21 protein-coding genes are annotated in these 23,721 nt (G+C 60.6%); 10 read left to right on the top strand and 11 right to left on the bottom strand.

The window, feature by feature from the left end; translation table 11 throughout:
• Positions 1-63: 63 nt before the first annotated feature.
• A complete protein-coding gene (locus tag KY459_12640; GenBank protein ID MBW3565566.1) occupies positions 64-2,274 on the bottom strand; it encodes a protein kinase in 2,211 nt (736 codons plus the stop codon).
• Positions 2,275-2,320: 46 nt separating this feature from the next.
• On the bottom strand, positions 2,321-3,037 hold the full coding sequence (locus tag KY459_12635; GenBank protein MBW3565565.1) for a hypothetical protein: 717 nt from the start codon (positions 3,035-3,037) through the stop codon (positions 2,321-2,323).
• Between the two features lie 383 nt (positions 3,038-3,420).
• Here KY459_12635 and KY459_12630 point away from each other — a divergent pair, with 383 nt between their 5' ends.
• Positions 3,421-3,978, top strand: coding sequence for a hypothetical protein (locus tag KY459_12630; protein MBW3565564.1), 558 nt, complete (start codon positions 3,421-3,423; stop codon positions 3,976-3,978).
• Positions 3,979-3,984: 6 nt separating this feature from the next.
• On the opposite strand, the gene KY459_12625 is transcribed toward KY459_12630, so the two are convergent.
• The 3 genes from KY459_12625 to KY459_12615 all read right to left on the bottom strand — a co-directional run bounded on the left by KY459_12625 (position 3,985) and on the right by KY459_12615 (position 6,323).
• Entirely contained in the window at positions 3,985-4,632 is a 648-nt protein-coding gene (locus KY459_12625) for an FkbM family methyltransferase (protein ID MBW3565563.1), read from the bottom strand.
• 9 nt (positions 4,633-4,641) lie between these two features.
• Positions 4,642-5,529: a glycosyltransferase family 2 protein gene (locus KY459_12620; GenBank protein ID MBW3565562.1), complete on the bottom strand. Its 888-nt coding sequence runs from the start codon at positions 5,527-5,529 to the stop codon at positions 4,642-4,644.
• A 203-nt stretch (positions 5,530-5,732) separates the two neighbouring features.
• Positions 5,733-6,323 (bottom strand): acetone carboxylase subunit gamma, encoded by a 591-nt coding sequence (locus KY459_12615; GenBank protein ID MBW3565561.1) that lies wholly within the window; start codon positions 6,321-6,323, stop codon positions 5,733-5,735.
• Between the two features lie 479 nt (positions 6,324-6,802).
• On the opposite strand from KY459_12615, the gene KY459_12610 reads away from it, so the two are divergent.
• Positions 6,803-7,393: a septal ring lytic transglycosylase RlpA family protein gene (locus KY459_12610; GenBank protein ID MBW3565560.1), complete on the top strand. Its 591-nt coding sequence runs from the start codon at positions 6,803-6,805 to the stop codon at positions 7,391-7,393.
• Positions 7,394-7,732: 339 nt separating this feature from the next.
• Here KY459_12610 and KY459_12605 read toward each other — a convergent pair whose 3' ends face one another.
• From KY459_12605 to KY459_12580, 6 genes are all read right to left on the bottom strand, one after another.
• A complete protein-coding gene (locus KY459_12605; protein MBW3565559.1) occupies positions 7,733-8,086 on the bottom strand; it encodes a hypothetical protein in 354 nt (117 codons plus the stop codon).
• 161 nt (positions 8,087-8,247) lie between these two features.
• On the bottom strand, positions 8,248-8,511 hold the full coding sequence (locus KY459_12600) for an FAD-dependent oxidoreductase (protein MBW3565558.1): 264 nt from the start codon (positions 8,509-8,511) through the stop codon (positions 8,248-8,250).
• Positions 8,471-9,058 (bottom strand): FAD-dependent oxidoreductase, encoded by a 588-nt coding sequence (locus KY459_12595; GenBank protein MBW3565557.1) that lies wholly within the window; start codon positions 9,056-9,058, stop codon positions 8,471-8,473. The genes KY459_12600 and KY459_12595 overlap by 41 nt, the downstream gene beginning before the upstream one ends.
• Positions 9,059-9,062: 4 nt before the next feature.
• Positions 9,063-9,641: a hypothetical protein gene (locus KY459_12590; GenBank protein MBW3565556.1), complete on the bottom strand. Its 579-nt coding sequence runs from the start codon at positions 9,639-9,641 to the stop codon at positions 9,063-9,065.
• A gap of 809 nt (positions 9,642-10,450) precedes the next feature.
• Complete coding sequence (locus tag KY459_12585; protein MBW3565555.1) at positions 10,451-10,717, bottom strand: DUF4242 domain-containing protein; 267 nt, start codon at positions 10,715-10,717, stop codon at positions 10,451-10,453.
• Between the two features lie 28 nt (positions 10,718-10,745).
• Positions 10,746-13,796 carry a protein kinase gene (locus tag KY459_12580; protein ID MBW3565554.1) on the bottom strand — a complete coding sequence of 1,017 codons (3,051 nt, stop codon included), beginning with the start codon at positions 13,794-13,796 and terminating at the stop codon, positions 10,746-10,748.
• A 214-nt stretch (positions 13,797-14,010) separates the two neighbouring features.
• On the opposite strand from KY459_12580, the gene KY459_12575 reads away from it, so the two are divergent.
• The 8 genes from KY459_12575 (at position 14,011) to KY459_12540 (ending at position 23,521) form a co-directional block, all read left to right on the top strand.
• Positions 14,011-15,666 (top strand): SpoIIE family protein phosphatase, encoded by a 1,656-nt coding sequence (locus KY459_12575; protein ID MBW3565553.1) that lies wholly within the window; start codon positions 14,011-14,013, stop codon positions 15,664-15,666.
• A gap of 130 nt (positions 15,667-15,796) precedes the next feature.
• On the top strand, positions 15,797-16,198 hold the full coding sequence (locus tag KY459_12570; GenBank protein MBW3565552.1) for an ATP-binding protein: 402 nt from the start codon (positions 15,797-15,799) through the stop codon (positions 16,196-16,198).
• 2 nt (positions 16,199-16,200) lie between these two features.
• Positions 16,201-16,485 carry an STAS domain-containing protein gene (locus tag KY459_12565; GenBank protein ID MBW3565551.1) on the top strand — a complete coding sequence of 95 codons (285 nt, stop codon included), beginning with the start codon at positions 16,201-16,203 and terminating at the stop codon, positions 16,483-16,485.
• Positions 16,486-16,578: 93 nt separating this feature from the next.
• A complete protein-coding gene (locus tag KY459_12560; protein ID MBW3565550.1) occupies positions 16,579-17,076 on the top strand; it encodes a sigma-70 family RNA polymerase sigma factor in 498 nt (165 codons plus the stop codon).
• Positions 17,073-17,876: a hypothetical protein gene (locus tag KY459_12555; GenBank protein ID MBW3565549.1), complete on the top strand. Its 804-nt coding sequence runs from the start codon at positions 17,073-17,075 to the stop codon at positions 17,874-17,876. Before KY459_12560 ends, KY459_12555 begins: the two co-directional genes overlap by 4 nt.
• Positions 17,877-17,933: 57 nt before the next feature.
• Positions 17,934-19,436 carry a hypothetical protein gene (locus KY459_12550; protein MBW3565548.1) on the top strand — a complete coding sequence of 501 codons (1,503 nt, stop codon included), beginning with the start codon at positions 17,934-17,936 and terminating at the stop codon, positions 19,434-19,436.
• Between the two features lie 115 nt (positions 19,437-19,551).
• Entirely contained in the window at positions 19,552-22,491 is a 2,940-nt protein-coding gene (locus KY459_12545) for a hypothetical protein (protein MBW3565547.1), read from the top strand.
• Between the two features lie 31 nt (positions 22,492-22,522).
• The gene (locus KY459_12540) at positions 22,523-23,521 is read left to right on the top strand and encodes a PrsW family intramembrane metalloprotease (GenBank protein MBW3565546.1); all 999 of its coding nucleotides are present in this window, start codon (positions 22,523-22,525) and stop codon (positions 23,519-23,521) included.
• Positions 23,522-23,721 lie beyond the last annotated feature (200 nt).

The following is a 23,721-nucleotide window of genomic DNA, read 5'->3' as shown; positions in this document are numbered from 1 at the left end:
CCGAATGACGAAGGTGTGACCCTCTTGGCCCTTCTCTCAATTCCGGTCACCAGGCCCCTGCCGTCAGCTCCGCTCCATGGTTTCCTCATCCCGCTGGATGGTGGAAGCCAGCGTAACGATGCGTTCGCCGATGTTTTCGCAGAGCGCTCGCACGGTGTCACTGATCTCGCGCAGCTCGGACGGAGTCGGCGACTGGCGGGAGTGGAGCGACGTCACGTGAAGAGCCAGCATGCGAAGCATCTCAATACGACGGGTTCGCTTCTCTCTTGCTTCCTCGATCTGCGCGGAGATGGACTGGATCAGCTCGCGCTGCTTCTCGAGCAGCGAAAGCATCGGTACGGATGCTTCGGAGGAGGTCGATGAGGCGGCGAGAGCTTCGATCTTGCCCGAAATCCTCTCTTCCTCTCCCGGCTCGAGATTGCGGGCGAGGTCAGCAATCTCGCGATCGATGTGATCGATCGCGGTGACGAGCTGCCGCGCGGCGACCGCTGCCTGTGCACCCAGCGGGCGCAGAGATCCCGACAGATCGTCCGCCTGACGCAGGATCGCCTGCATCTGATCGTGGGGAGAGTCGGATCGGCGTGAAGTCTCTTCCGGCCCGGCCGGCGCAAGGATCGCCGCGATGTGGGGACGCGCCCAGAAACCGATGCGACTCGGAGGAATGGACATCATGACGCGGTTGACGTCTTCCTCGAAGAGGCTTGCCTTCCTCAGTTTACGTCTCGCCAGAATCGTGAAAAGGGCCCACGCAATCACGTTCAGAGTGACGACGGTGAACTGAATCGTCGCACCCGCACCGTACCCTGCCTGGGGGGAGCGGGAGGCGTACTGGGATCCGATCATCGAGAAGATCGTCCACCCCGCGAGGAGATTGACGACGAAGGCGGCGATCGACCAACGGAGGTAACGGACCGTGGGGGGCAATCTGTCCCATACGTTTCCTGTCCTGCGAAGGGAGCGCGGATACCACCAGAGCCACCAGCTCGGTTCGCGCCAGATGACGCGCTGCGACTCGCCGGGAGAGATGCCCTCGCGCCGCAAGCGGTTTACGAAGAATGCGTAGACGGACAGGGCGAGGACAGGCATGCCGCCCGTTACGAAATATCTGTCCCAACACGCTTCGCCGGCTCCACATCCCCATTTTTCGCCTCCCATGAGTGCCGCGTAGAAGATGGTGAGAGCCCACGTGGTCGCCAGTGCGGGGACGCCGCTGCTCTCAGCGGGGCGGAGGGCATCGGGAAGGGAGCTCTCGCCGTCGTCTGCAAGAGCGATCCGGAGTGAGCGGGCGTCCGGCCATCGGCCATCCGGCTCCTTCGCCAGACATCGCTCGATCGCCTGGGCCATGCCGTCGCTCACGTCCGGCGCGATCGAACGAAGCGCGGGCGGCTGCTCGACCAGATGCTTCCTGAGAATGTCGGCCGCGGTGCTCCCGTCGAACGGCAGCCGACCCGTCACCATCGCCCATGCCATGACTCCGAGGGAGTAGATGTCGCTCCGCCCATCGATGTCCGCTCTCCCGGAAGCCTGTTCCGGCGACATGTACTGCGGCGTACCGATAACGCTACCGAGCTTTGTGAGCGTCTGACCCTGTCCGGACGCTTTGGCCACTCCGAAGTCGGTCAGGAGCGCACGTCCCGACTCATCCTCGAGGAGGACATTGTCGGGCTTGATGTCGCGGTGAACCACGCCCTGGCGATGGGCATGATCGAGCGCATCGGCGATTTCGACGACCAGCCGGCGCGCTTCGTCTTCTGGCAACTTCCCGTCTCGTCGAAGACGATCGGCGAGCGACTCCCCACGGACGTAGCCCATGACGAAGTACGGCATTCCCGACACCTCGCCGAATGAATAGAGGGGAACGAGGTTCGGATGGGAGAGTTTCGCGGCGGTCTTCGCCTCCCGCCGGAAGCGCTCGTAGATCGCCTGCGAGCCCTCGGACGTGTTGACGACCTTGATCGCGACCTCTCGATCGAGCGTCAGGTCGCGTGCCAGATAGACGGACCCCATCCCGCCTCGCCCGAGCAACCGCACGATCCGGTATTGAGACGCGAGCTTCTTTTCGAGTGCCGCGCGAATCGGATCGGTCTCGGCCGCGGCGGTCGGCGAGGCCTTCGTCCCGCACTCTGGACAGAAGCGCGCCGCGGACCCGAGCTCGGTATGGCAGTTCAGGCACTCGACCGTTTCATCCTTCAGCCCTTCATTGAAAAGACACACCGGGCACAGTTCAGTGTCGGCCTCGATTTCGTTCTTGCAGCGTGGACATTCGCGAGTCATGGTTTCGACCCTCCTGCCTACTACTTAAGAAAACGGACGTGGATGGTCACACCCCGACCGCCCTCATGAGGTGCCGCAGCTCGTCGTCCAGCTCATCGGCAGAGTCGAGTGTATCGGCCACGCCCTGCCTCAGTGCTTCGCGGTATCGCTTCTTCATCCGATGGACCGCCATCTTGACCGCCGAGAGCGACATGCCGAGATCGCGTGCGGCTCCGGCCTGAGTCCCCGCGGAATCGGTCAGGAAACCGCTCAGCCTCTCGAAAACCAGCTCGTTGCCTGCGGCGGCGTACTCCTCCCGCAAGTTGTCGAGAACGAGATCCATCAGAGTCAGCGCCCACTGGCGTTCGTAAACACGCTCCGGCGTCTCCGTCGTTGCCAGTGTTCGCGCGTAACGTACCTCCGCTTCCGCGACGTCGATCGGAATCGTCGTCACACTCCCCCCGCGTTTGATCGCGCCGCTGCGTTCCCGCTCATTCGAGATGTAGTGCCGGCAGGCAGAGAGAAGGAATGAGCGAAAGCGGCCCCGCTCTCGATCCGCCTGGCCCAGCTCACCCTTTTCGAGAAGCCGCGCGAAGAAACCCTGAGTCAGGTCGAGCGCTTCATCGGCCGATCGCACCTGTTTCCTGACGAACGCAAAGACCGGGTACCAGTAGAGAGAACAGAGCCGTGCCAGCGCCTCTGTACCATCTCGATCCGCGGCCGCCAGGACGAGACTCCACTGCGTCGTCACGAAGCGACTTCGACCCGCATGGCCGTTGCCCATGGTTCTCGAAGTGTACATCCAGAGAGTGGGCCGTCGTTGACCTTCATCGTATCGAGATGGGGTCACACCTTCGCTTTTCCGTACCGGCCGAGGGCCTCATCCAACCGCCATACTGAAGCTGCCCGGCTGTCTGGACACCACTTTTGGACGCTCGCATGAGCAACAATCGAGGATCTGCTTCTGGATCGCTTTCCTCGTGGATCGTCTCGCCGGTCAGATTCGCGCGACTGAACCGAATAACGAAGGTGTGACCCTCTATGCTCTGCTCTATGCTCTATGCTGTATGCCCCTTCTGTGCCCCTTCGGCCAGCACAGGGGTTCGGCAAGTCTCGAAAACTGAATGGGTTTGGTGCTTGCACGTCCCAACGGGCAGGAGGTAGGTCATGATCGAAAATCGAGACATCACTGAACCGCCGCACCAGGAGCCCGCGAAAAGAGGTCTCGCATGGCTGTGGGCGGCAATCGTCGTCATACTTCTGATCCTGCTTTTCGTCTGGCTCTGGCCGACGGGTGAGGAAGTGATCGAACCGATCGACACCGAGGTGGCCGAGGAGATTGTCCCGCTCGATCCGCCACCGGCCAGCGAGGTCGACACCGCTGTGGTTGATTTCCGGCTGGCGGACATTCGCGTCTCACCCGTGTCCTGGAGCGGTCGTCAGGTCAGCGGTGAAGCGACAGTCGCGGAGGTACCGACGGACCGCGGATTCTGGATCGAGGAGGACGGCCAGCGGCTCTTCGTCGTGCTCATCGACGAGCCCGCAGAGGTGCCGAAGGACATCAATGCGAATCAGCGGATCCGGTTCCGCGATGCGACGGTGCATACCGACGCATCTGATCTCGATGCGATCCCCGGCGAGCCACTATCCGCCTCGACGCGCCAGATCATCGCGGGAGAACCTGCGTTCCTCGTAGTCGACGAGCGCAACGTCGAGATCCTGTAGCGTCTGCTACCGCCAGTCGAGACGGAAGTGAGCGACGCCTAGCTCCGACAGGCGTTTCTTCAGTTCGCGCGTCGATTCTGCGAGATCGTCGACCTTGCGGTCGTGGACCTCGACATACGCTTCATCGATCCGATGCTGCAGCTCATGGTCGAGAAGGTCGTTCAGGATTGCGACCTCAGCCCCCTCGACGTCCATCTTGAGAAGCCGGACCTGCCGGTCGAGATCGACGATGAAACGGGAGAGTGAGATCCCCTCGACGTCGATCGATTTCCCACGCCGCACGTTTTTCTTCTGTGCGATCAGCGAGGATCCGGTCGACCAGTAGACGGGATCCTCGTCCGACCACTTGTGCAGGTAGAGCCGTACCGGTCCGGGCGTCGCCGTGACCGCCGCATGGAACGTCTTCACGAGAGGGAATTCGCGCGTGGCAGCGACGAGCGCCTCATAGGCCGCCGGATTCGGTTCGAAGGCATAGACCGTTGCTCCCGACCGAGCCATCTCCACCGTGTACTTTCCGACGTTCGCGCCGCAGTCGATTGCGACGTCGCCCGGCTTCAACCGCTCGACCGCTTCCCGAAACGCTTTCATTTCGGGTCTCTTCTTCCGGTCGCGTCGCTTCGTGTCGAGCTTTCTCAGATACGCCAACAGGTTCATCTCGTCTCCCTAATGACCGAGGCGCCGGTCTCGCCACGCTGACTGCAGACGTCTCGACATGCCACGCACCTTTCGGAGAAGGCCGGTCCTGCCGTACCGCCCCTTCGACGAATGGCGTATCCGGTACACCCCCGGCACGTCGATCGGAGCTCCATCGGTACGGAGAAGCCAGCGATAAGCCCGGTCCTCCCACGCCTTGCTCCATCGCGGCTCGGGCCGTTGATAGACGTTCAGCGACTCGCAGTATCCCACGGCTCTGGCCAGATCACCGTGCGTGATCTGAACCGGACCCTTGGCGACGTCGAGAAGCCGGGAATGGAAGAAGCTCGTGTCGATCTCGACGAGTCGCGGTCCGTCCACTGCGGCCGACACCAGCGGATCGTTATCGGCGAGCAGCGGCGTGCAGTGCTCGATTCGCGGGAACACCAGCCGGTCGCGCCGTCCCTGGAGTTGCGCGCCGAGGGCATCGAGACACCCCTGGTGAAAGATCACGTCGCAGTCCGTGAACCAGATCCAGTCGGCCTCGGTGGTCTTCGCAGCCATGTTGCGCCCGATCGCTCGCCGGAAGAGCGAGTACTTGTCGAGGGGGCGCCAGTTCCACGTTACGCCGGGGACGTTCATCTGCTCGAAGAATGCGAGCGTCGCGGCCGTCCCCTCGTCTCCGGGTGAATAGAAGACAGTCATAGTGACCGCCACGTCAGACGGGGGGTGGTTGACGAGCGAGCTGAGCTGGTAGGCGAGAAACTGATTGTAGTTCCAGCAATGGCTGACGATCTCGATTCGCAGGCGCCCGATTTTCGGGGCAAGCTCTTCAGGCAGCGAAGGAAGAAACAGGCGCGCGGGTACGATGCCCGAGGCCGCGAAGCGCATCAGCACGCCGGCCACTTTCGCACGCATTTGCTGAAAAGTTCCCGGTGGTTCGGCAGCCATCGAGCCAGTTTATGAGCCCGCGCAGCGTGCCACAATGATCACCTGCCGGAAGCAGACCGAAGCCCTCATCGACGCGCCGCCGGAGGTTCCTATCCTTCTGCCTGCCCTTCTGAATCACTGTGCTCCCCCGGAAAGGGAGGTCAGCTCGGTCCTGACTTACCTTTACGGCATTAATAGCCAATGCCGCAGAAGGGACAGGAAGGCACCGGCTTAAATCTCTGGAGTCGCATCTGTTCGATCCTTTTTCCGCTCCCAGGACGCATCAGAATCTGGCGGCACGCCGGACACCGGTAGGCGAAGACCGAACCGATGCCCAGCATGATTGAGATGATCGCGGGCAGTAGCAAGGTGCTGAGCTCAGCCTCCGAAGACCCGAAGGCGAGAAATGACTCTGAAGCGAGGATCACTATGGCTGCGACCATCAACCCGATGGCTAACCTTCGGTTCCTTCGGTACAGAGCGGGAACGTCCACACGATCGGGATGCGAAACAGGTACTGGTGTCAGATCGGTTTCACATCCGGGGCACTGGCGGGGCGCGTATTCCGTAACCATGATCCCGCACCCAGGGCAGCGCCGGAGATAGGTTGCCCACGCCGCGATTGCAATTCCCGCGAGAACGACGGGCAGAGCGAACCCGCTGTCACCTGCGAAAAGGAAATACGCACCTGCGCCGGCGGTCAGAACTCCCGCGACAAGGAGGAGGAATGATTTAGCGCAGCGATCCTGAAACTCCCGGCGCACCTTCAGATTCGGAAGCATGGAATGATTGTAGCGTCGAAATCTGTCGGGATCTGAGATCCGGATCATCACAGGTCCGGTACCACCTGGGGACTGGCAACAATTGTCAATTAACAATTGGGGCCACGCCCTCCGTTTTCGGTTCCCATGCATTTCTCGGGAGAAGTGCTTTCTATTCCTGGTGGAGAAGTGACACGAAAGAACTAACACCAGAGTCGTGGTAGGAGGCTTTACGTGATTTCCTCCCCTTGACAGCTTTTGAGTGCGACGGAGTTTCGGGCCGTCAGCGATTCGGTCGTTCGTACCGGAGCTCGGAATCGCCATATGGTCCGGAGCAGATCCAGCCGTTGCGCTCGTAGAATTGCCTTGCCTTCGTGTCGATGTCCGTCGCGAGCCAGAGGAAGCAAGTGGCTGGCCGCGACGGTTGACCCCCTTCCCTACGTTTTCGGAATGATCTTTGAAAGTATTACTTTTTAATAACTTAGTCCAAAGGAGGACCCTTGAAGCGCCTTTTTGCAGCAGTCGTGTGTACCGCCGGGCTAGCCCTGCTCGGATGTGAAAGTGACGGTCCGACGGAGGTCCAGGCCGACAGCATTGCGGAAGCCAGTGCGGCAACGGGCACGATCTCTTCCGACAAGCTCGCGGAACTGAAGGACCAGTTTCCGGTCCTGCGAAAGGAGCCTGCACCGCCGCCCCAGCCTCGCCCGAGCGCGAATCCGGCGGACATCCCCGGCGCGATCGCCGACGCGCTCTCGCCGGCGATTCTCGAAGAGATCACCGGAACGGCCACGTTCTACGCCGACAAGTTCGAAGGCCGGCGTACCGCGAGCGGGATTCCGTTTCGCCAGAACCAGATGGTCGCCGCGCACCGTGCCTACCCGTTCGGCACCGTTCTGCGGGTGACGAACGTTCGCAACCACAAGTCGGTGAACGTGCGCGTGGTCGACCGCGGTCCGTTCGCCAAACCCAAAAGGGCGAGCCGCCCTGTGCTCGACCTCTCGCGCCGCGCCGCGGAGCAGCTCGACTTCATCAGCGCGGGACGAGCCGAGGTGAGGGTCCAGGTGCTGGAGTGGGGGAAGGGGATCTCGTAGGCGCACTCAACCGAGGGATGTTCAGGCCTTCGTTTTTTGGATCCGATCGAGTCCATGCAGCGCCACTTCGATGACTGCCGCGCGAAGGCGGATGTCGTCCATGGCGTGAAAGCTCCAGGTTGCGCTGCGTCGCCAGGGCCATCGAGCTGAAATACGAATTCCGAAACAGGTTACGCGCGGAATGATGCCCGTGGTCTTCGGTCTTACGGGTCATCCTCAACAGCCCGGCTGTCTCGACGCCACTATTCGACCGGTCGCACGAGCAACAAAACCGACGACCTCGTATCTGGATCGGCTCCTCGTGGGTAGGGCTTGGCGGTCAGAGTCGCGCCGATGGTCCTACGCACCGGGAGCGTCGGTGGCGGTTCGTTTCGGCTTCTCGTCGATTTTCGTGAATGTCGCTCCGGCAGTGATCAGCCGCTGCGCCCATACTTCCAGGGCCAGCAGGACGCCGATGATGACTATCCCGAAGCCGATACCGAAGCCCACGCCCCACTGCTGGAGGCCGATCACGAACGTAGCTCCCAGTACGGCGAAGAGCAGACATACGGCGAGAAAGATCGTCTTCATACGAGGGGTCTCGAGCCGAAATTTCGTGTTGCAGGACGAACATCGGTAGCGGAACGGCGTCGGCTGCCTCAGATGTCTCCAGAACGTGATGGGTGCTTCGCACTGTGGACAGTTTGTCGTCATGGTCTTCTCTCCTCCTTAGACGATGGTCCGAACCTTCGCACTCCATGCATACGCTACGGGAAATAGGCGAAATGGCGCAATGGGCGAAGTGGGAAATGCGCCACACCTTCAGCACAATGGGGCCACACCAGACCTGACCCGGAGGCATTCGATCTGCGAAATTACGCCTCGTTCACTTCGTGCGCAGCACGGATACCGGAACGGATCGCCCCCTCCATCGTCGAACGTAAGATGGTCGTGTGCTCGCCGGCGAAGTGCACCCGTCCCCAGGAACGCTGCAGGGGCTCGAGGAAGCGCAGCACATCTCCCGGAGCGGGCCAGGAGACGCATCCCATCGCATAGGGATCGCGGCTCCACGCCCAGACCGTTCCGCCTTCCTGATGTTCACGAACCCCCGGATGGACCATCTCCATGTAATGAACCACCTCGTCGATGATCTCCGAATCGGGTCTCGCGGCGAGGCGCCGCGCGTCCGGTCCGACGGTCTGCGCTTCGAGAATCGCCCGCTTCCGAGGTCCTCCGACATCGTGTGATGGCTGCCTGAGGATGTCCCCGATGGGGAGGTCGGTCGGCGCGAACGCGGTGACTCCTTCGTCGAACCACCGGGTCGAAGTCGATGGTCCGGAGAACGGTCGCCGGGATCGTGCAGATGACGCGCTCGGCCTGCTGCCTGTCCAACTGATCGCCGCGTCGGGTACGAACTTCAACCGCATCGCCGGCATCGCGGATGCCGACGACTTCCACCCCGTATCGGATGTTGCGACCGAGGCGGTCGGCCATCTTCGTGGGAAGCTGATCATTGCCTCCGGTCAGGACGAACGGCACGCCGCCCATGAAGAGCCCCAGATCCGAGAAGACCGACGAGAGTGCGGAGCCACCCTCTACAGCGGCACCGAACCACATGGTGTCGCGAACCAGCTCGACGGCGGCCGGTGAGGCTCCCTCTGCCCGCATGTGCTCGCCGAGCGTCATCCGGTCACGTTCCGGAGCTCCGCGGCGACAATTCGTAGACGCCTGCCTCGTGACATGACTGGAGCGGGATCATCACCGAGGGAACCTCGGTCTCCTCGTTCAGCGCATTCCGCAACGCATTGCTGAGGCTGAGAACAGGAATGCCATTGATGTGCGTCTGCATAACGAGAGCGGAGGTGACGTTCACATCGGCCTCTTCCGTCGAGAACGTTCCCCGTGCACTCGCGGTCGCGGTGACGTGCCCGATTTCGCGCACGACGACCCACCGCTCACCGTCACGCTTCATGACTTTGATCTCCACGCTGTCTCTGACTGGATTCTCGACAAGCACAGCGCCGCGATCGCCTTCCACCAACTTTTCGTAAATGAGCGGTTTCACGTGCACCTTCCACTCCTCGAGCGCCGCCTGTTTTCTTTCGTCGGGCAATTCGCGCGCCTTGTCCTGATAACCGGGCGGCATGTACTGGATCACCTCGTCGAGCGTCTTTGCGGCGAGAATCGCCTTCCGCTCGAGCTCCAGTATCTCGGAAGGTGATCGGCCAGCATCCGCCTCCACGACGGGAGTGGCCAGGAGCACAGACAAAATCGCTCCGAACAAGCAACCGATTCGAATGGACACGACTACCCCTTTCGAAAAGATTGATGGTGTCTCGCTCGCAGACTGCACGAGCCCCGCAGGACAGACCTCCAGGGTGATCTCCGTCTCGTCCGGAAACGCGGTGTCTACGACCAGGAGACAACACCATGAGAAGACGTGAGAACAGCCCCCCGCTCCGCTCAGATGCAGCCCGCGGCCGAAAACCATTGATCGATCGACGATTCACGAGGATTCCTCCCTGCGCTGTTTCTTCGACCATATCAAGCCGCTCGGGGATCATCAAACGAAGACCCGATCGCGGAAGATCGGGCGCCTGCTCGAGTCCGGAAACGGTCGATGTTCCGGTACATTGGGCGGTGGATCGCTCCAGGGAGTTCGACTGCTCGATATAGCCGTTGTCCAGCAGACCCCGGCGGAGAAGCCGGGGCTCGACCCGGAACTCGTCTCGCCCCAGCGAGCTCTTGATCGTGATTTCCCAGAAGCTCGCGGCACTGAAGGTCAGTTCGTATCGTGAATCCGTTATGGCTCTTCCTGCCGCGAAAGAAGGCTCCATGTATGTAAGCCGATGCCCTCGCCCTCCAGCCCGAAGTCCGCTATTCTTTTAAGCGCCGGTTTTGGACGGATAGACGCGGGGAATCCGATGGCGGTTTCCGAAAATGTTCTCAAGCTGAGGGTCTGCCGCCCCAACGTCGCGGCGACGGATTACGCACTGACCGACGATGTCGTGACGATCGGCCGGGTGGTTCGGGACGATCGGCCGGGTGGTTCGGGACGATCCGCCCATTCAACGTCAGTCAGGCTTCACTTTTCGGGCCGATCTGTCCGCCGATCGGGTGGACATCGTCCACAGGCAGTCCTGCCCGCTTAGCGTGCGCGCGACACGCTTCGGCTGATGGTGCAATGAATTCGCAGAATGAATGCTTGCCATCCGAGGTGATGTGGCTGCGCACCCACTCCATCCCCTCGATCTCGTTGCATGCCTCGACCACTTTCCTGCCGACCTCTTTCAGCTGTTCCTCCGAGAGTGGCGGTAGCGTTCGGGTCACCATGTACCGCGCCATTTTCGACCTCCGTAAAAGCGATTCCCCATTATAGACCGGAACCGGTCTCTGCATAACGGATCGTCTGCTCGAGTGAGAGCTCTGAACCTCGTCGCCATGCTTCGTCGGCTGCGGCATCCCCGATATGCTCGCGCGCCTCGATGAGATACTCATCGAGACTACCCCGGTTGGTGGGTGCGAGAGCACCGATGGAACGCCGAATCGCAACGGCGGCAGCCGCGATCGTCACTGTCCTTTCGTGCTCCCCAGCTACGCCGGAGAGCACCGCAATCATGTCGAGAACGCCGGCGCAGCTCTTCAGATCGGAAACCTCACGAAAGATGAGCAGGCTCTCCTCGAGAAGAGCGCGCGCTTCCTCGAGCTCGCCCATCTCTCGATTCACGTTGCCGAGATCCGCCATGACTGAAGCAACCGCCCAGTGATCGTTGATCCCGATGAACGATTCGAGACTTTCCTCGAGCAGCTCCCGCGCTTCCGATAAGTTTCCGCACCGCCGTTCGATGTCGCCGATCAGGTCGAGCGACCATGCCTCTCCACGTTTATCCCCGAGACGCCGGAACCCGGCCAGAGCTTCGTCGTACCGTCGCTTTGCGAGCGGGAGATCCTCCGCCTCGCGTGCGACGTTACCCAGGTTCTGGAGACTGAGCGCCGCGGCCATATCGTTTCCCAGTTCACTCCATGCCTGAAACCCCTTCTCCAACGCTGATTCGGCAGCAGACAGATCGCCACGACGAAGTGCGACGATCCCGAGGTTATTGGTCGCATTCGCAACACCCCATTCGCTCCCTTCAACCTGCGCGAGCTCGAGCATACGGGAAAAGTGGCGCTGTGCCTCTTCGAAGTCTCCCTGCGAATCCGCAAGGACCCCGGCGCCGTAGAACGCGCGCATTCGGAGAGCAGCCCGGCCCTCTTCGCTGTCGACGATTTTCGCGAGTAGTGCACGTCCTTCGCTCAATCGCCCCGTGAGATTCCAGAAGCGCCAAAGTGAGCCGGCCAGCCGGAGAGCGGTATCGGTGTCGTCCCGTTGAATGCACCACGTGATGGCGGATCGCAGGTTCGCGTGCTCGGTCTCGAGACGCTTCAGTGCCACCGCCTGCGTCGGGCCGATCAGATGCGGGTCCGACTCTTCGGCGTACCCGGCATAAAACTTCGCATGGTGATCGCGCACCCATTCGGCCTCTCCACTTTCTTCCAGCATTTCCGAGGCGAAGCTGCGAATCGTCTCGAACATCGTGAACCGTACCGCCCCGTCCGCGTCGGGATACTGCCGCAGAAGACTTTTGTCCACCAAGGCTCCCAGCATTTCGAGCACATCCCCCTCCTCGGTCCTCTCCCCGATCGATTCCGCGGCCTCGATCCCGCACCCTCCCGGAAAGACGGAGAGAACCCTGAAGTAGCGTCGCTCCTCGTCGGTCAGAAGACGGACACTCCATTCAATCGTCGCTCTCAAGGTCTGCTGACGTTCAGGCAGATCCCTCGCTCCCCCCGTGAGAAGGGAAAGAGGACTTCCGAGTCGATCGGCGATCGCCCGTGGCGAGAGGACTTTTACACGCGCTGCAGCGAGCTCGATTGCCAGCGGCATTCCTTCCAGTGCACGGCAGATCTCGGCGACGGCCGAAGCATTCTCGACCGAGAGCTCGAACGCCGGCATCGTTCGCACGGCGTGTCTGACGAACAATCGAATGGCGGGACTCTCGGAGAGCTGCCGGAAGGGATCCGAGAGAGCTGGGACCGCCAGCGTTTCCAGCGGAAACTCCTGCTCCCAGCGTGTGCGCGTAGGAGCGCGGCTAGTGACGAGAATTTTCAACCTCTCGGACGCGGTGAGAAGAGTCGAAATGAAGATCGACGCCTCTGTCAGGTGCTCGAAATTGTCGAGAATGAGCAGTGTCTTACTGTTCCTGAGCTCCAGCATCAGGAGATCTTCGATGCTTTTGCCCTCGCTCTCCCTGATGCCGATGGCGCGGCCGATGGCCGCGGGAACCAGATCTGGATCGTCCACAGTATCGAGGTGAACGAAATAGACGCCATTCCGGAAGCTGCCGCGCAACTGGTGCCCGATCTCCAGTGCCAGGCGCGTCTTCCCGCATCCGCCACTGCCGGTGAGTGTGATGAGACGGATCTCGGACGATTCGAGCATCGCTCGAATGGAGCGCAACTCCTCGTCCCGGCCGTAGAGCGGGCCCTCGACAGGAGGAAGATTATGTGGCACCTCCTCCGGAACGTTACGGTGCAGCTCCAGTGTGACGTCGTCATCGTGGGGAGGGGCCGGTTGATGCAGAATCGTGCGAATCGCCCGCAACTGGTGTGCGACTGCCTCGCTGGAGGGACGTTCGAAGCGTGATTTCGAGAGCATCTGCACGATAAGACGCCGGAGCTCGCCGGGAAGCGGGAGAAGACAGCGCTGGTCCGGCTCGCTTCCGAGAATCGTGTTGATCAGCGCCTCGGAGCTGCCGTGATCGAATGGGCGGCGGCGACAAATCATCTCGTAGATGATCACTCCGAGGCTGAAGACGTCGCATCGCTCATCCACCAGCTCGGCCCTGATCTGCTCCGGAGCCATGTACGGAAGCGTTCCGAGCACGATCCCCGTCTCCGGCTGCTGGGTATCGTCGGCTGTGAGCTTGGCCAGCCCGAAATCGAGCAGCTTCACTACTCCGTACTCGTTGACCATGATATTTTCCGGTTTGACGTCGCGGTGGATGACGCCTGCTTCATGGGCTCCCTGCAGCGCCGCGGCGATCTCGACGGCGATGTCGAGAATCTCGGCGAGCTCCTGGGAGTGCCCGATGATCTGTCGCAGAGTCTTTCCTTTGATAAGCTCGGTGACGATGAACAACTGACCCTGGTCCTCCCCGATCTCGTGAATGATCACGATGTTCGGATGATTCAGGGCAGAGATCGCACGCGCCTCCCCCCGGAAGCGGCGAATCGCGTTCTCCTGGAATCGACTTGCCTCTGACAGCAGTTTGATCGCCACCTTTCGACCGAGAACGAGATCCTCGGCAAGGTAGACCTCCCCCATCCCGCCCTGCCCCAGCTTGCGGTCGATCCTATAGTGGGAAAGTACCTCCGGAGCCAAGGGGTGATTTTACCCCGCGAAGATCCGACGAAGGAGGGATAGGCTCATCCATGCTCCTTGGCACTTCATTCCGTCCTCCGCCGAAGAATCGCTCAGCAAAGCAAATGAGGGGACCTTCATTTTTCGGTCGTCGCCTTTTTCAACTAGCACATCCATGCCCGGGTCCGCTATTCTTTTAAGCTCCGGTTTTGGACGGATAGACGCGGGGAATCCGATGGCGGTTTCCGAAAATGTTCTCAAGCTGAGGGTCTGCCGCCCCAACGTCGCGGCGACGGATTACGCACTCACCGACGATGTCGTGACGATCGGCCGGGCGGAGTCGTGCACGATTCAGATCCCGGACCGGTACCTCTCCCGGCAGCATGCTCAGCTCACGCGGAAAGGAGACGCCTGGTTCGTCTCAGATAAAGGGAGTGCCAATGGCACGTACCTGAATGGTCACAGAGTCGAGAGCCTGATACCGGTCACCCCACGAGACCGGATCACGATCGGGGAGAACGAGATCATCATGGTCGACGAAGGAGAGACCGCTCCCCCGAGCCGTCTGACGATCACTCCCGATCTCCCCTCCTCCACCATCAACCTCTCTCTCCCCGCCATCGACGCCTCTACCAAGAAGCGCTCTGAAGACCGGCAGACAGAGCGGCTCAATCTCCTCAACCGTCTCGCGATGGAACTGCTCGAAGAGAAGCCGATGGAAGAGCTCTTCGATTTCATCGTCGACAAGGTGATGGAGCTCTTCACTCCTACACGGGTCGCCCTCGGTGTTCTCGCACCAGACCGGGAAACATTCACTGACGTCAGGGTCCGGCGGAGCAGTGATGAAGAAGACGCCGATCTGCGGATCAGCAGGACCCTGCTGAATGAAGTCGTGGAAAAGCGGAGAGCCGTATCCTTCGCCGACGACTCCGACTTCTCCGATCTCGCCGCGGCGAAGTCGATTGCGGGGCAGAGCATTCGGGCGGCTCTCTGCGCACCGATCATCGTCCGCGACGAGGTGACCGGGATCCTCTACATCGATTACAAGCTGACACAGCGACTGATCACGGAGGAGGACGTCGCGCTCGCCGCTCAGGTCGCACGAATTGCAGCCAGAAAGCTGGAAACGACACTCCTTCGTGAGGAGGTCGAGGCGAAGCAGCGAATGGAAAAGGAGCTGGAGACCGCTTTCCTGATCCAAAGCCGTCTCCTTCCATCGACGACTCCAGAAGTTGAAGGGTTCATCTTTGCCAGCTACAACCAGCCGTGCCGGACGGTCGGTGGGGACTATTACGATTTCGTCGTCCGCCCCGACGGACGAATCTACGTGATCATCGCCGACGTGAGCGGAAAAGGGATCACAGCCGCACTCGTGATGGCGGGTGTGGCGGCCTCGTTCTACACCATGGCTCTGTACGACCACTCCCCTTCGCGGATCCTCACGGACCTCAATCGCATGCTCGCCGCCAAAACCGACCCCTCGATGTTCGTGACGGCCTTCTGCGCTCTGGTCGACCCGGCGACCGGAAAAGTCTCCTATTGCAACGGAGGTCATAATCCACCGATCCTGATCGCCGCCGATCAGGTGACACAGATCGAGACCAATCCCGGAGTCGCTCTCGGAGTCCTCGGATCGTATGTGTACACCGAGGGAGAGCTCGAGATGCCGAAAGGTGGAACACTCTTTCTCTACACCGACGGCATCACCGAAGCTGCCAACGCTGAATACGAACTGTTCGAGGTCGGGCGGCTCATCGAAACGCTCGAGCGGCGCCAGTCGGAAGATCCTCGAGAGATCGCCCTCGAATCGGTCAGGGCCGCCACCGAGTTCGCCGGCGGCGCTTCCCAGTCGGACGACATTGCCATCGTGTGTGTACAGCGTACGGACTGAGTTTCCATCATTGCGTCACATTCAACCAGTGAGGGCCTCAGATTGCGATTTAGTGTCGCACCAGCGTGATTGACCCCTGCCGCGAGCCGGGCATACTATTTTTTCATCTCTTCGGACAAACGGTAGAGAAATGAGAGCCAGGTTCAAGCGACAAATCGGCGCCATCGAGCAGATCGTCCGATTTATCGAGCGTTTTTTCGAGGCCGAGAATCTCGAACCGCAGCATCGCCATGCAGTCGATCTCGCACTCGAGGAAGCTTTTACGAACATGGTCAGGTACAACCCGGACGGTGAGGGAGACATCCTCGTCACTCTCGAGAGGGAGGAGGACGAGCTCGTCATCTCCCTTACCGACTTCGATGCGGACGAGTTCGATTTCGAACAGGCGGGAGCAGTCGATGTCACTCTGCCCGTCTCGGAACGCACTCCCGGTGGACTCGGGATTCACCTGATCCGGAAAGTGATGGACCGGGTAGATTACACATTCAACGGCCGGGAAGGTACCATCACTATGGTCAAGTCAATAGCCTAGATATGTTTGAAATCACTGAAGATGCAAATGGTACGCTCCGGTTTGAGGGCCGACTCGATGCGGCGCAGGTCGACAAAGCGAAGCCCCACCTCGCCAAGACAACGGAGAGCCGGGTGCTCGACTTCTCCGGTCTCGAGTACATCTCCAGTGCCGGACTCGGGGTTCTCCTCGCGGCGCAGAAACGGCTCGGCGAGCAGGGCCACGAGTTGCGGCTCGTCAATGTCAGTAGCCATATCCGCGACATCTTCCACTTCTCGGGATTCGATCAGATCTTCAAAATCGAATGATCCTCGAATGATTCACCAACTTTTCGCAACCCCGCCCGGTATTTCGTGAGTGAGGATGATCATGAAGTCATCTCTCGCTGTATGGAGGGCGACGTGGAAGCATTCGGCTTACTCGTAGACAGATACCAGGGACCGGTCTTCAATGTGGTCCTTCGAATGGTCAGGAGCTACGAGGACGCCAAAGAGATATCGCAGGACGTCTTCGTCAAAGCTTTCGAGAATCTGAGGCAGTTCGATCCGGAGAGAAACTTCTTCAGCTGGATCTACCGGATTGCGATCAACGAATCGATCAATTTTCTCGGCAAGCCCCGGCCGCAGAGCGATCTTCCGGCTCAGCTGCCGACGAACAGACCCGATCCTGCCCGCGCCTACGAGGCCTCCGAAACAGGACGGCAGGTGCACAGCGCTCTCGACGAGCTCGGGCAGGACTACCGCGCGGTCATACTGCTGCGCCACTTTTTTAATCTCAGCTACCGGGAGATGGCCCGGATTCTCGACATCCCCGAGAAAACCGTCAAATCGCGGCTCTTCGACGGACGCCGTCAACTGCGCAGGCTGCTCGTCGGGAAAGGCTGGATAAACGAAAAATGACGGATGAACGACTATTCGAGCTGGTCAATCTGGAGATCGACGGCGCGATCTCGCCTGAAGAAGAGACCGAGCTGCGTCGTCGGGTCCAAAGCGACCCCGAGGCGGCGAAACTGCGAGCTCAGATGCGGGAGATCTCCGGAAAGCTCGATGAGATCGAATTGGAAGAGCCCCCTGCCGGCTTCCGGGAGGAAGTCGTGGCCCGTATCAGGTCGAATTCAGGCAGTGTCACCGCGGTGAGACCGGCTCCGATTCCGTTCGCCGCCGAGAAGCGCCGTCGCTTTTTCCGTTACGCCTGGGCGCTCGCGGCGGGTCTCATTGTCGGCCTGCTTCTCGGTCCCGTGCTCTTCAATGCCAGCGCGCCTGCGATAAGCCCGACCGATGCTACGGGTGCGATGCAAGCGCATCTAGCGACGCAGGAATGGGAGCTCATCGACAACAGAATGATCGAGAACAGCGCTCTCGAAGGGAGTGTCGAAGCAACGCGGTCGGGCGAGATCGTCGCTATCGCGCTCGATCTGACACTCCGTCAGAAGGCCGGAATCGAGATCCATTACGACGCGAGTGAGCTCGGTCTCGCGGGCTTCAGCCGCGACGATTCCTTTGTCGACTCTCTCTCTCTCGAACCGGGGCTGGCGCGAATCGCCGCCGCCCGGAGGGTCGAAGTGACTCTCTTTCTCGTCGATCTCGAGCGTCCGAGCCCTGGCATTGACATCGAGATCGTCTCGCGCAACGGCGAATCGGTCACCGAACAAATTCGACTCGGCGACCCGAGGCGCGAAAACCAACTTTCTACCCAGTGAACTGTAATTGAAGAACAGAAGCCAGCACCAGGGAACATTTAAACCGAGGAGGAACTCATGAAAAGAAGATCGCTGTTTTTGGTTGGACTTGCGGCGGTAGCTGTATTGGCTGTCATCGCTCTCGCCGTATTCAGGCCTTCACCTCCGTTCACCTCTGAGGATGCAGCCGGGGCGATCGGAGCAGTGGAGAAGCACCGTCAGCAGCAGATCGGTGACGAGGACGTCATCCTCGGTGACGAGCTCGAACGTGAAGCCGAGCAGGTCGTCTACGCCGGCTATCTGGACGATGCCGCCACTCTCGACAACATCCAGGCGGATCTCGCCAATGTGGTCATGCAGCATCGTGAAGGGACGGATCTCGCAAACATTCGTCCCGCGCTCGCCAGCGCGGAAACGCAGCTCGCGAGTCACGTCCAAGCGCTTCAGAATCGCGCTCTCGCCAATATTCGTCATTCGTTGGCCTCGATGGATATGATCCTCCAGCAGCGCGATGCGCTGAAGGGCAACGTCGACATCGCCGCGCTCGAGAGCTTCCGAGCCGAGCTCGCGAGCCGAATCGCCGCGCTCGAGAACCGCCAGCAGCTCAGCTCGAGTGAGATGGCAGACTTCGGTGTGCAGCTCGAGAGCTTTGCTTCTCAGCTCGCGAACAGGTTCCTCGCATCGCACGGGATCGATCAGATCGAAGCGCAGCTCGCCAACATCAGCGCGCAGCTCGCAAATCGAGAGCAGCTCGAGAGTCGTTTCCTCCAGAACGCCACGGTCGAGCTTCAGTCGATGGAGCGGCAGCTGGCAGCACGCGAGGCGCTCGCTGCCCGCTTCCCCGCGTTCATGGCGAACCGGGAGAATTTCCTCGCGCACCGGGTGAACTACCTGGGAGCGATGTCGGACCAGATGTCAATGCTGGAGAACATCTCGGCTCAGCTCGGCTCCTTCATTCAGGCTCTCGAGTCGCGTGAGCAGCTGGCAGACCGTTCAGCTCTCGCGAACCGGATCTCGGCGCTCGAAAGCTCCGTGATCACTCTGGCCGAGCGTGCCTCCATGCTCGAGAGCCGTGCGCTCGCGAACATGGACCTCCACCTCCAGAACCGGATGCTCGCTTCGAAACAACTCGCCAGCATCAGTGACTCGATCGCGCTCGCCAACAGGCAGCTGGCCAACCAGGCCAATCAGGTCGAGAATCGCGCTGCCCTCCAGTCGTTCGAAGCACAGCTCGGCAGTTTCGAGGCGCAGCTCAGTAACCGTGTCTCGGCGCTCGAGAGCCGTATGCTCGCCAGTATCGAGGCGCAGCTCGGAGCGATCGACAGGCATCTCGCACAGAGAAGCCAGCTGCAGTCAAGAATGCTCGAAGCGAGAGGCTCGGAGCTGCAGTCAAGAATGCTCGAGCATCGCCAGCTGGCGGACCGGACCTTCCCGCAGTATCTGTCGAACCTGAGCACGATGCTCGCCGACAGACAGCTTCTGCAGAATCGCCAGATGGTTCAAAATCGCGATCAGCTGCAGTCCCGTATTTCGCAGCTGAGCAACCGCGCAGACACTCTCCAGTCGAGGTTCGCACAGTAACAGAGAAGGCTGCTTGAAGCCTGTGAAAGCGCCGCGGCCCACTCCCGGTCCGCGGCGTTTTTCATTTTTCGTTTACGATGTAATCGATACCGGATCGCGATCCGAGGAGGTTTTGATGGAAGTCAAACGGGCAATCGCCGCGATCGTGATGGCAGTCGTCTGCCTTCCGGCCGGTGCCGACCAGAAGCTCTATTCGCGGCAGACCGAATTCCTGAACCTCATCTACTACACTCCCGAGCACGAGTATCTCACCTACCATCTCGCTCGCTCGTTCGAGAACTCCCTCCGCTTCCACCGCGAGCTGTTCGATTACACCCCCTCGGAGGAAGTGGTGCTGCTGATGCAGGATTTCGGCGACTTCGGCCACGGCGGGACCTCGACCGTACCCTGGAATTACCTCAGTATCGGAATCGAGCCCTTCGATTACGTCTATGAGACGATGCCCGCAAACGAGCGGATGAACTGGCTGATGCACCACGAGCTCGTCCACGTCGTCGCCACCGACAAGGCGGCTCCTCAGGATGAGTTCTGGCGCAGTCTCTTCCGCGGAAAGGTCACGCCGATCGCAGAGAATCCGATCTCGATGTTCTACAGCTACCTCACGAGCCCCCGTTGGTACTCCCCACGCTGGTACCACGAGGGCATCGCCGTCTTTCTCGAGACGTGGATGGCGGGGGGAATCGGCCGAGTGCTCGGCGGCTACGACGAGATGGTCTTCAGGACGATGGCCCTCGAGGATGCGTACTTTTACGACATCGTCGGCCTCGAGTCGGAAGGCACGACGATCGATTTTCAGGTCGGCCAGAACTCGTATCTCTACGGGACACGCTTCGTAACCTGGCTCGCTGCTCAGTACGGCCCGGAGAAACTCCTCGAGTGGTTCGATCGATCGGAAGGAAGCGAGCGATACTTCGCCGCTCAGTTCGAGAAGGTGTACGGGAGATCTCTCGACGATGAGTGGTCGCGATGGATCGCGTGGGAAGCTGGATGGCAACGCGATAATCTCGAGCGGATCCACGAATATCCGGTCACCCGTGGCGAGCCACTCCACCCGGAAACACTCGGCTCCGTTTCACGCTCTCACTACGATCCGGAGCGCAACGAGCTCTATGTAGCGATCACCCGACCCGCCGAGCCGGCGAGGATCGTCGCTCTCGACATCGAGACAGGAGAGTTGCGCAACATCACCGAAGTCGACTCCCCTGCCCTTTACTACGTCACCTCCCTCGCCTGGGATCCGCAGAGCGGCAAGCTCTTCTACACCAGCGACAACTCGGGTGGGTGGCGCGACCTCGAGGTCGTCGACATCGAGACCGGCAAGTCGAGCCAGCTGCTGAAAGACGCGCGCATCGGCGACCTGGTCGTCCATCCGAAGGACCAGTCGATATGGGCCGTTCAGCATCACAACGGCCTCTCTACCCTCGTGCGGATCCCTCCACCGTGGGACGGGTGGAACACGATCCTGACGCTCGATTACGGGCGGGACATCTTCGATCTCGCCATCTCGAACGACGGGAAGACCCTCACCTGCTCCATGATCGACATCAGCGGACGACAGCAGCTGGTCCGGCTCGACATCGAGCGTCTTCTCTCCGGCGACAGCTCGTACGACATTCTCTACGAGTTCGAGAACAATACACCGGCAAACTTCGTCTTCTCTCCAGACGACCGCTACCTCTACGGCACCTCTTACTACACCGGTGTGTCGAATATCTTCCGCTACGACTTCGAGAGTGGCGAGATCGAAGCGCTCTCCAACGCCGAGACCGGCCTGGTTCGTCCCCTGCCGATCTCCGATGACGAGCTGATCGCGTTCCGTTACACCGCGGAGGGTTTCGTGCCGGTGTCGATACCGATCGAGGTCACCGAGGATGTCAACGCGATCCGCTACCTCGGGCAGGAGGTGATCAACCGTCACCCACAACTCGAAGAGTGGATGGCAGGGTCACCCGCCGACGTCGATCTTCGCGAGGTGACGACCTACACGGGAGAGTACAAACCGTTCGAGTCAGTCGGGCTCACCTCGGTCTACCCCATCGTCGAGGGATATAAGGACTCGGTGGCCGTCGGCCTCAGGTTCAACTTCGCCGATCCCCTCGGCCTGCACATGATCGATGCCACGGTCGCTGTCTCACCCGAGCACGACCTCGACGACGAGGAGATGTTTCATTTCTCCGCGAGCTGGGACCACGCGCCGTGGAAGGCACGACTCCGCTACAACGACACCGATTTCTACGATCTCTTCGGGCCGACAAAGACGAGCCGGAAAGGCTACTCCGCCTCACTCGCTCACGGCAACTACCTCATCTACGAACGGCCGCGCGTTCTCGATTACACGCTGACCGGTTCCTGGTACGGAGGGATCGACACGCTCCCCGAGTATCAGAACGTCAGTGCGCCGTTCGATGAGTTTGCCACCTTCGATGCTCAGCTCAACTACAGAAATCTGAAGAGAACGATCGGTGCCGTCGACTACGAACGGGGGACCCAGTGGGCACTCCAGGGGGGAACAAGCTGGGTCAACGACGAGCTCTTTACGAAGGTCCACGGCATTTTCGATTACGGGTTTCTCCTCCCGATCGACCATACGTCACTCTGGATTCGATCCTCGGCGGGAACATCATTCGGCGATCGAGACAACGCATTCGCGAACTTCTTCTTCGGCGGATTCGGTAACAACTGGGTCGATGATCGTCCGGTACGGCGCTACCGGAATTTCTACGCCTTCCCGGGGCTCGAGCTCAACGAGGCGGGTGCGGCGACTTGGGGGAAGGTGACGCTGGAGCTGACACTTCCCCCTGTCCGGTTCGAGCGCGTCGGCGTTCCGGGACTCTACGCCCGCTGGGCGCGGGCGGCGCTCTTCACCTCCGGGCTCGTCACGAACTTCGACGAGAGCGAACTGCGCGACACGCTCGGCAACATCGGCGCGCAGGTCGATGTTTCTCTGGTCATGTTCTCAAACCTCGACGCGACATTCTCGTTCGGTTATGCGGTCGCGGAGAGAGGAGACGATACGTCCGACGAGTTCATGGCGTCACTGAAGCTTCTCCGCTGACGGTCATCGTGAGACCGGCGAGGATATCCGTATGAGGACAGCCCTCGGACTTCTCCCCGTCTGTCTCTTTCTGGCCAGCCTCGTCTATCTCGACAGTTACAAGCTCGTCCGGTTTCGCAACATCATCGGCACGATCCTCGCGGGATGCGCCGCCGCCATCGTCAGCTACGGCGTCAACGTGACGATCTTGCCGCTTTTCGGGATCGAAGAGAGGCTGGTGACACGGTTCGCCGCCCCTCTGGTCGAAGAGATCTTCAAGGCGGTTCCGATCGTGTTGCTTCTCCGCATGAAGAGGATCGGCTTCCTGGTCGACGCCGCGATCTACGGCTTTGCGATCGGGACCGGGTTCGCGCTGCTGGAAAATCTCTACTACCTCACGGCTCTGCCCGAATCTGCGACTGCGCTGTGGGTCGTGCGAGGATTCGGTACGGCGGTGATGCACGGCGGGACGACCGCGACATTCGCCATGCTCGCACAACTGCTGGCAGAGAGACGAGGCCGGGAGAAGCTCGCAGATACGATACCGGGGCTACTCGTCGCGGTAGCGATCCACTCCGGATTCAACCACTTTCTCATCTCACCGCTGATGTCGACGGCTCTCGTGATGATCGCGCTACCCTCCATCGTGATCGTCGTATTTGCCCAGAGCGAGCGGTTCCTCCAGGCCTGGCTCGGTAAAGGATTCGATATCGACAGCGAGCTCCTCGAGCTGCTCCACTCCGGGTATTTCAGCGAATCGCGCGTCGGCTCCTATCTTCAGTCTCTTCGCGAACGATTTCCGGGAGAGATTCTCGCGGACATGCTCTGTTATCTCCGCCTCTACGCCGAGCTCTCCCTGCGGGCCAAGGGAATCCTGATGATGCGCGAGAACGGCTTCGAGATTCGGAGGGACGCCATCATCGATGCGAAGCTCGAAGAGCTCCGTTATCTCGAAAAGAGCATCGGACCGACCGGGCGGCTCGCGATCGCGCCGATTCTCCATCGCAACGACCAGGACATCTGGCAGCTCAGACTCCTCGAATCCGGCTGAGCGTTCGACCTGACCTCGTTGCGTTACAGCGACGATGAGCGTCCTTCGGAGGAGCCCCTCTTTCGCGCGACTGAACCCAATAACGAATGTGACCCTCTATGCTCTGAACAGAGCCATGCTCGACCGAGCATCCATCACCCCAGCGCAACGTCGACCGGCCCGAGCTCGTGGAGACGGCCCGCAGGCCTGTGCTTCACGTG

It is taken from the genome of Acidobacteriota bacterium (assembly GCA_019347945.1).
Classification (GTDB): domain Bacteria; phylum Acidobacteriota; class Thermoanaerobaculia; order Gp7-AA8; family JAHWKK01; genus JAHWKK01.
This window is presented reverse-complemented; position numbering and strand designations above follow the sequence as displayed.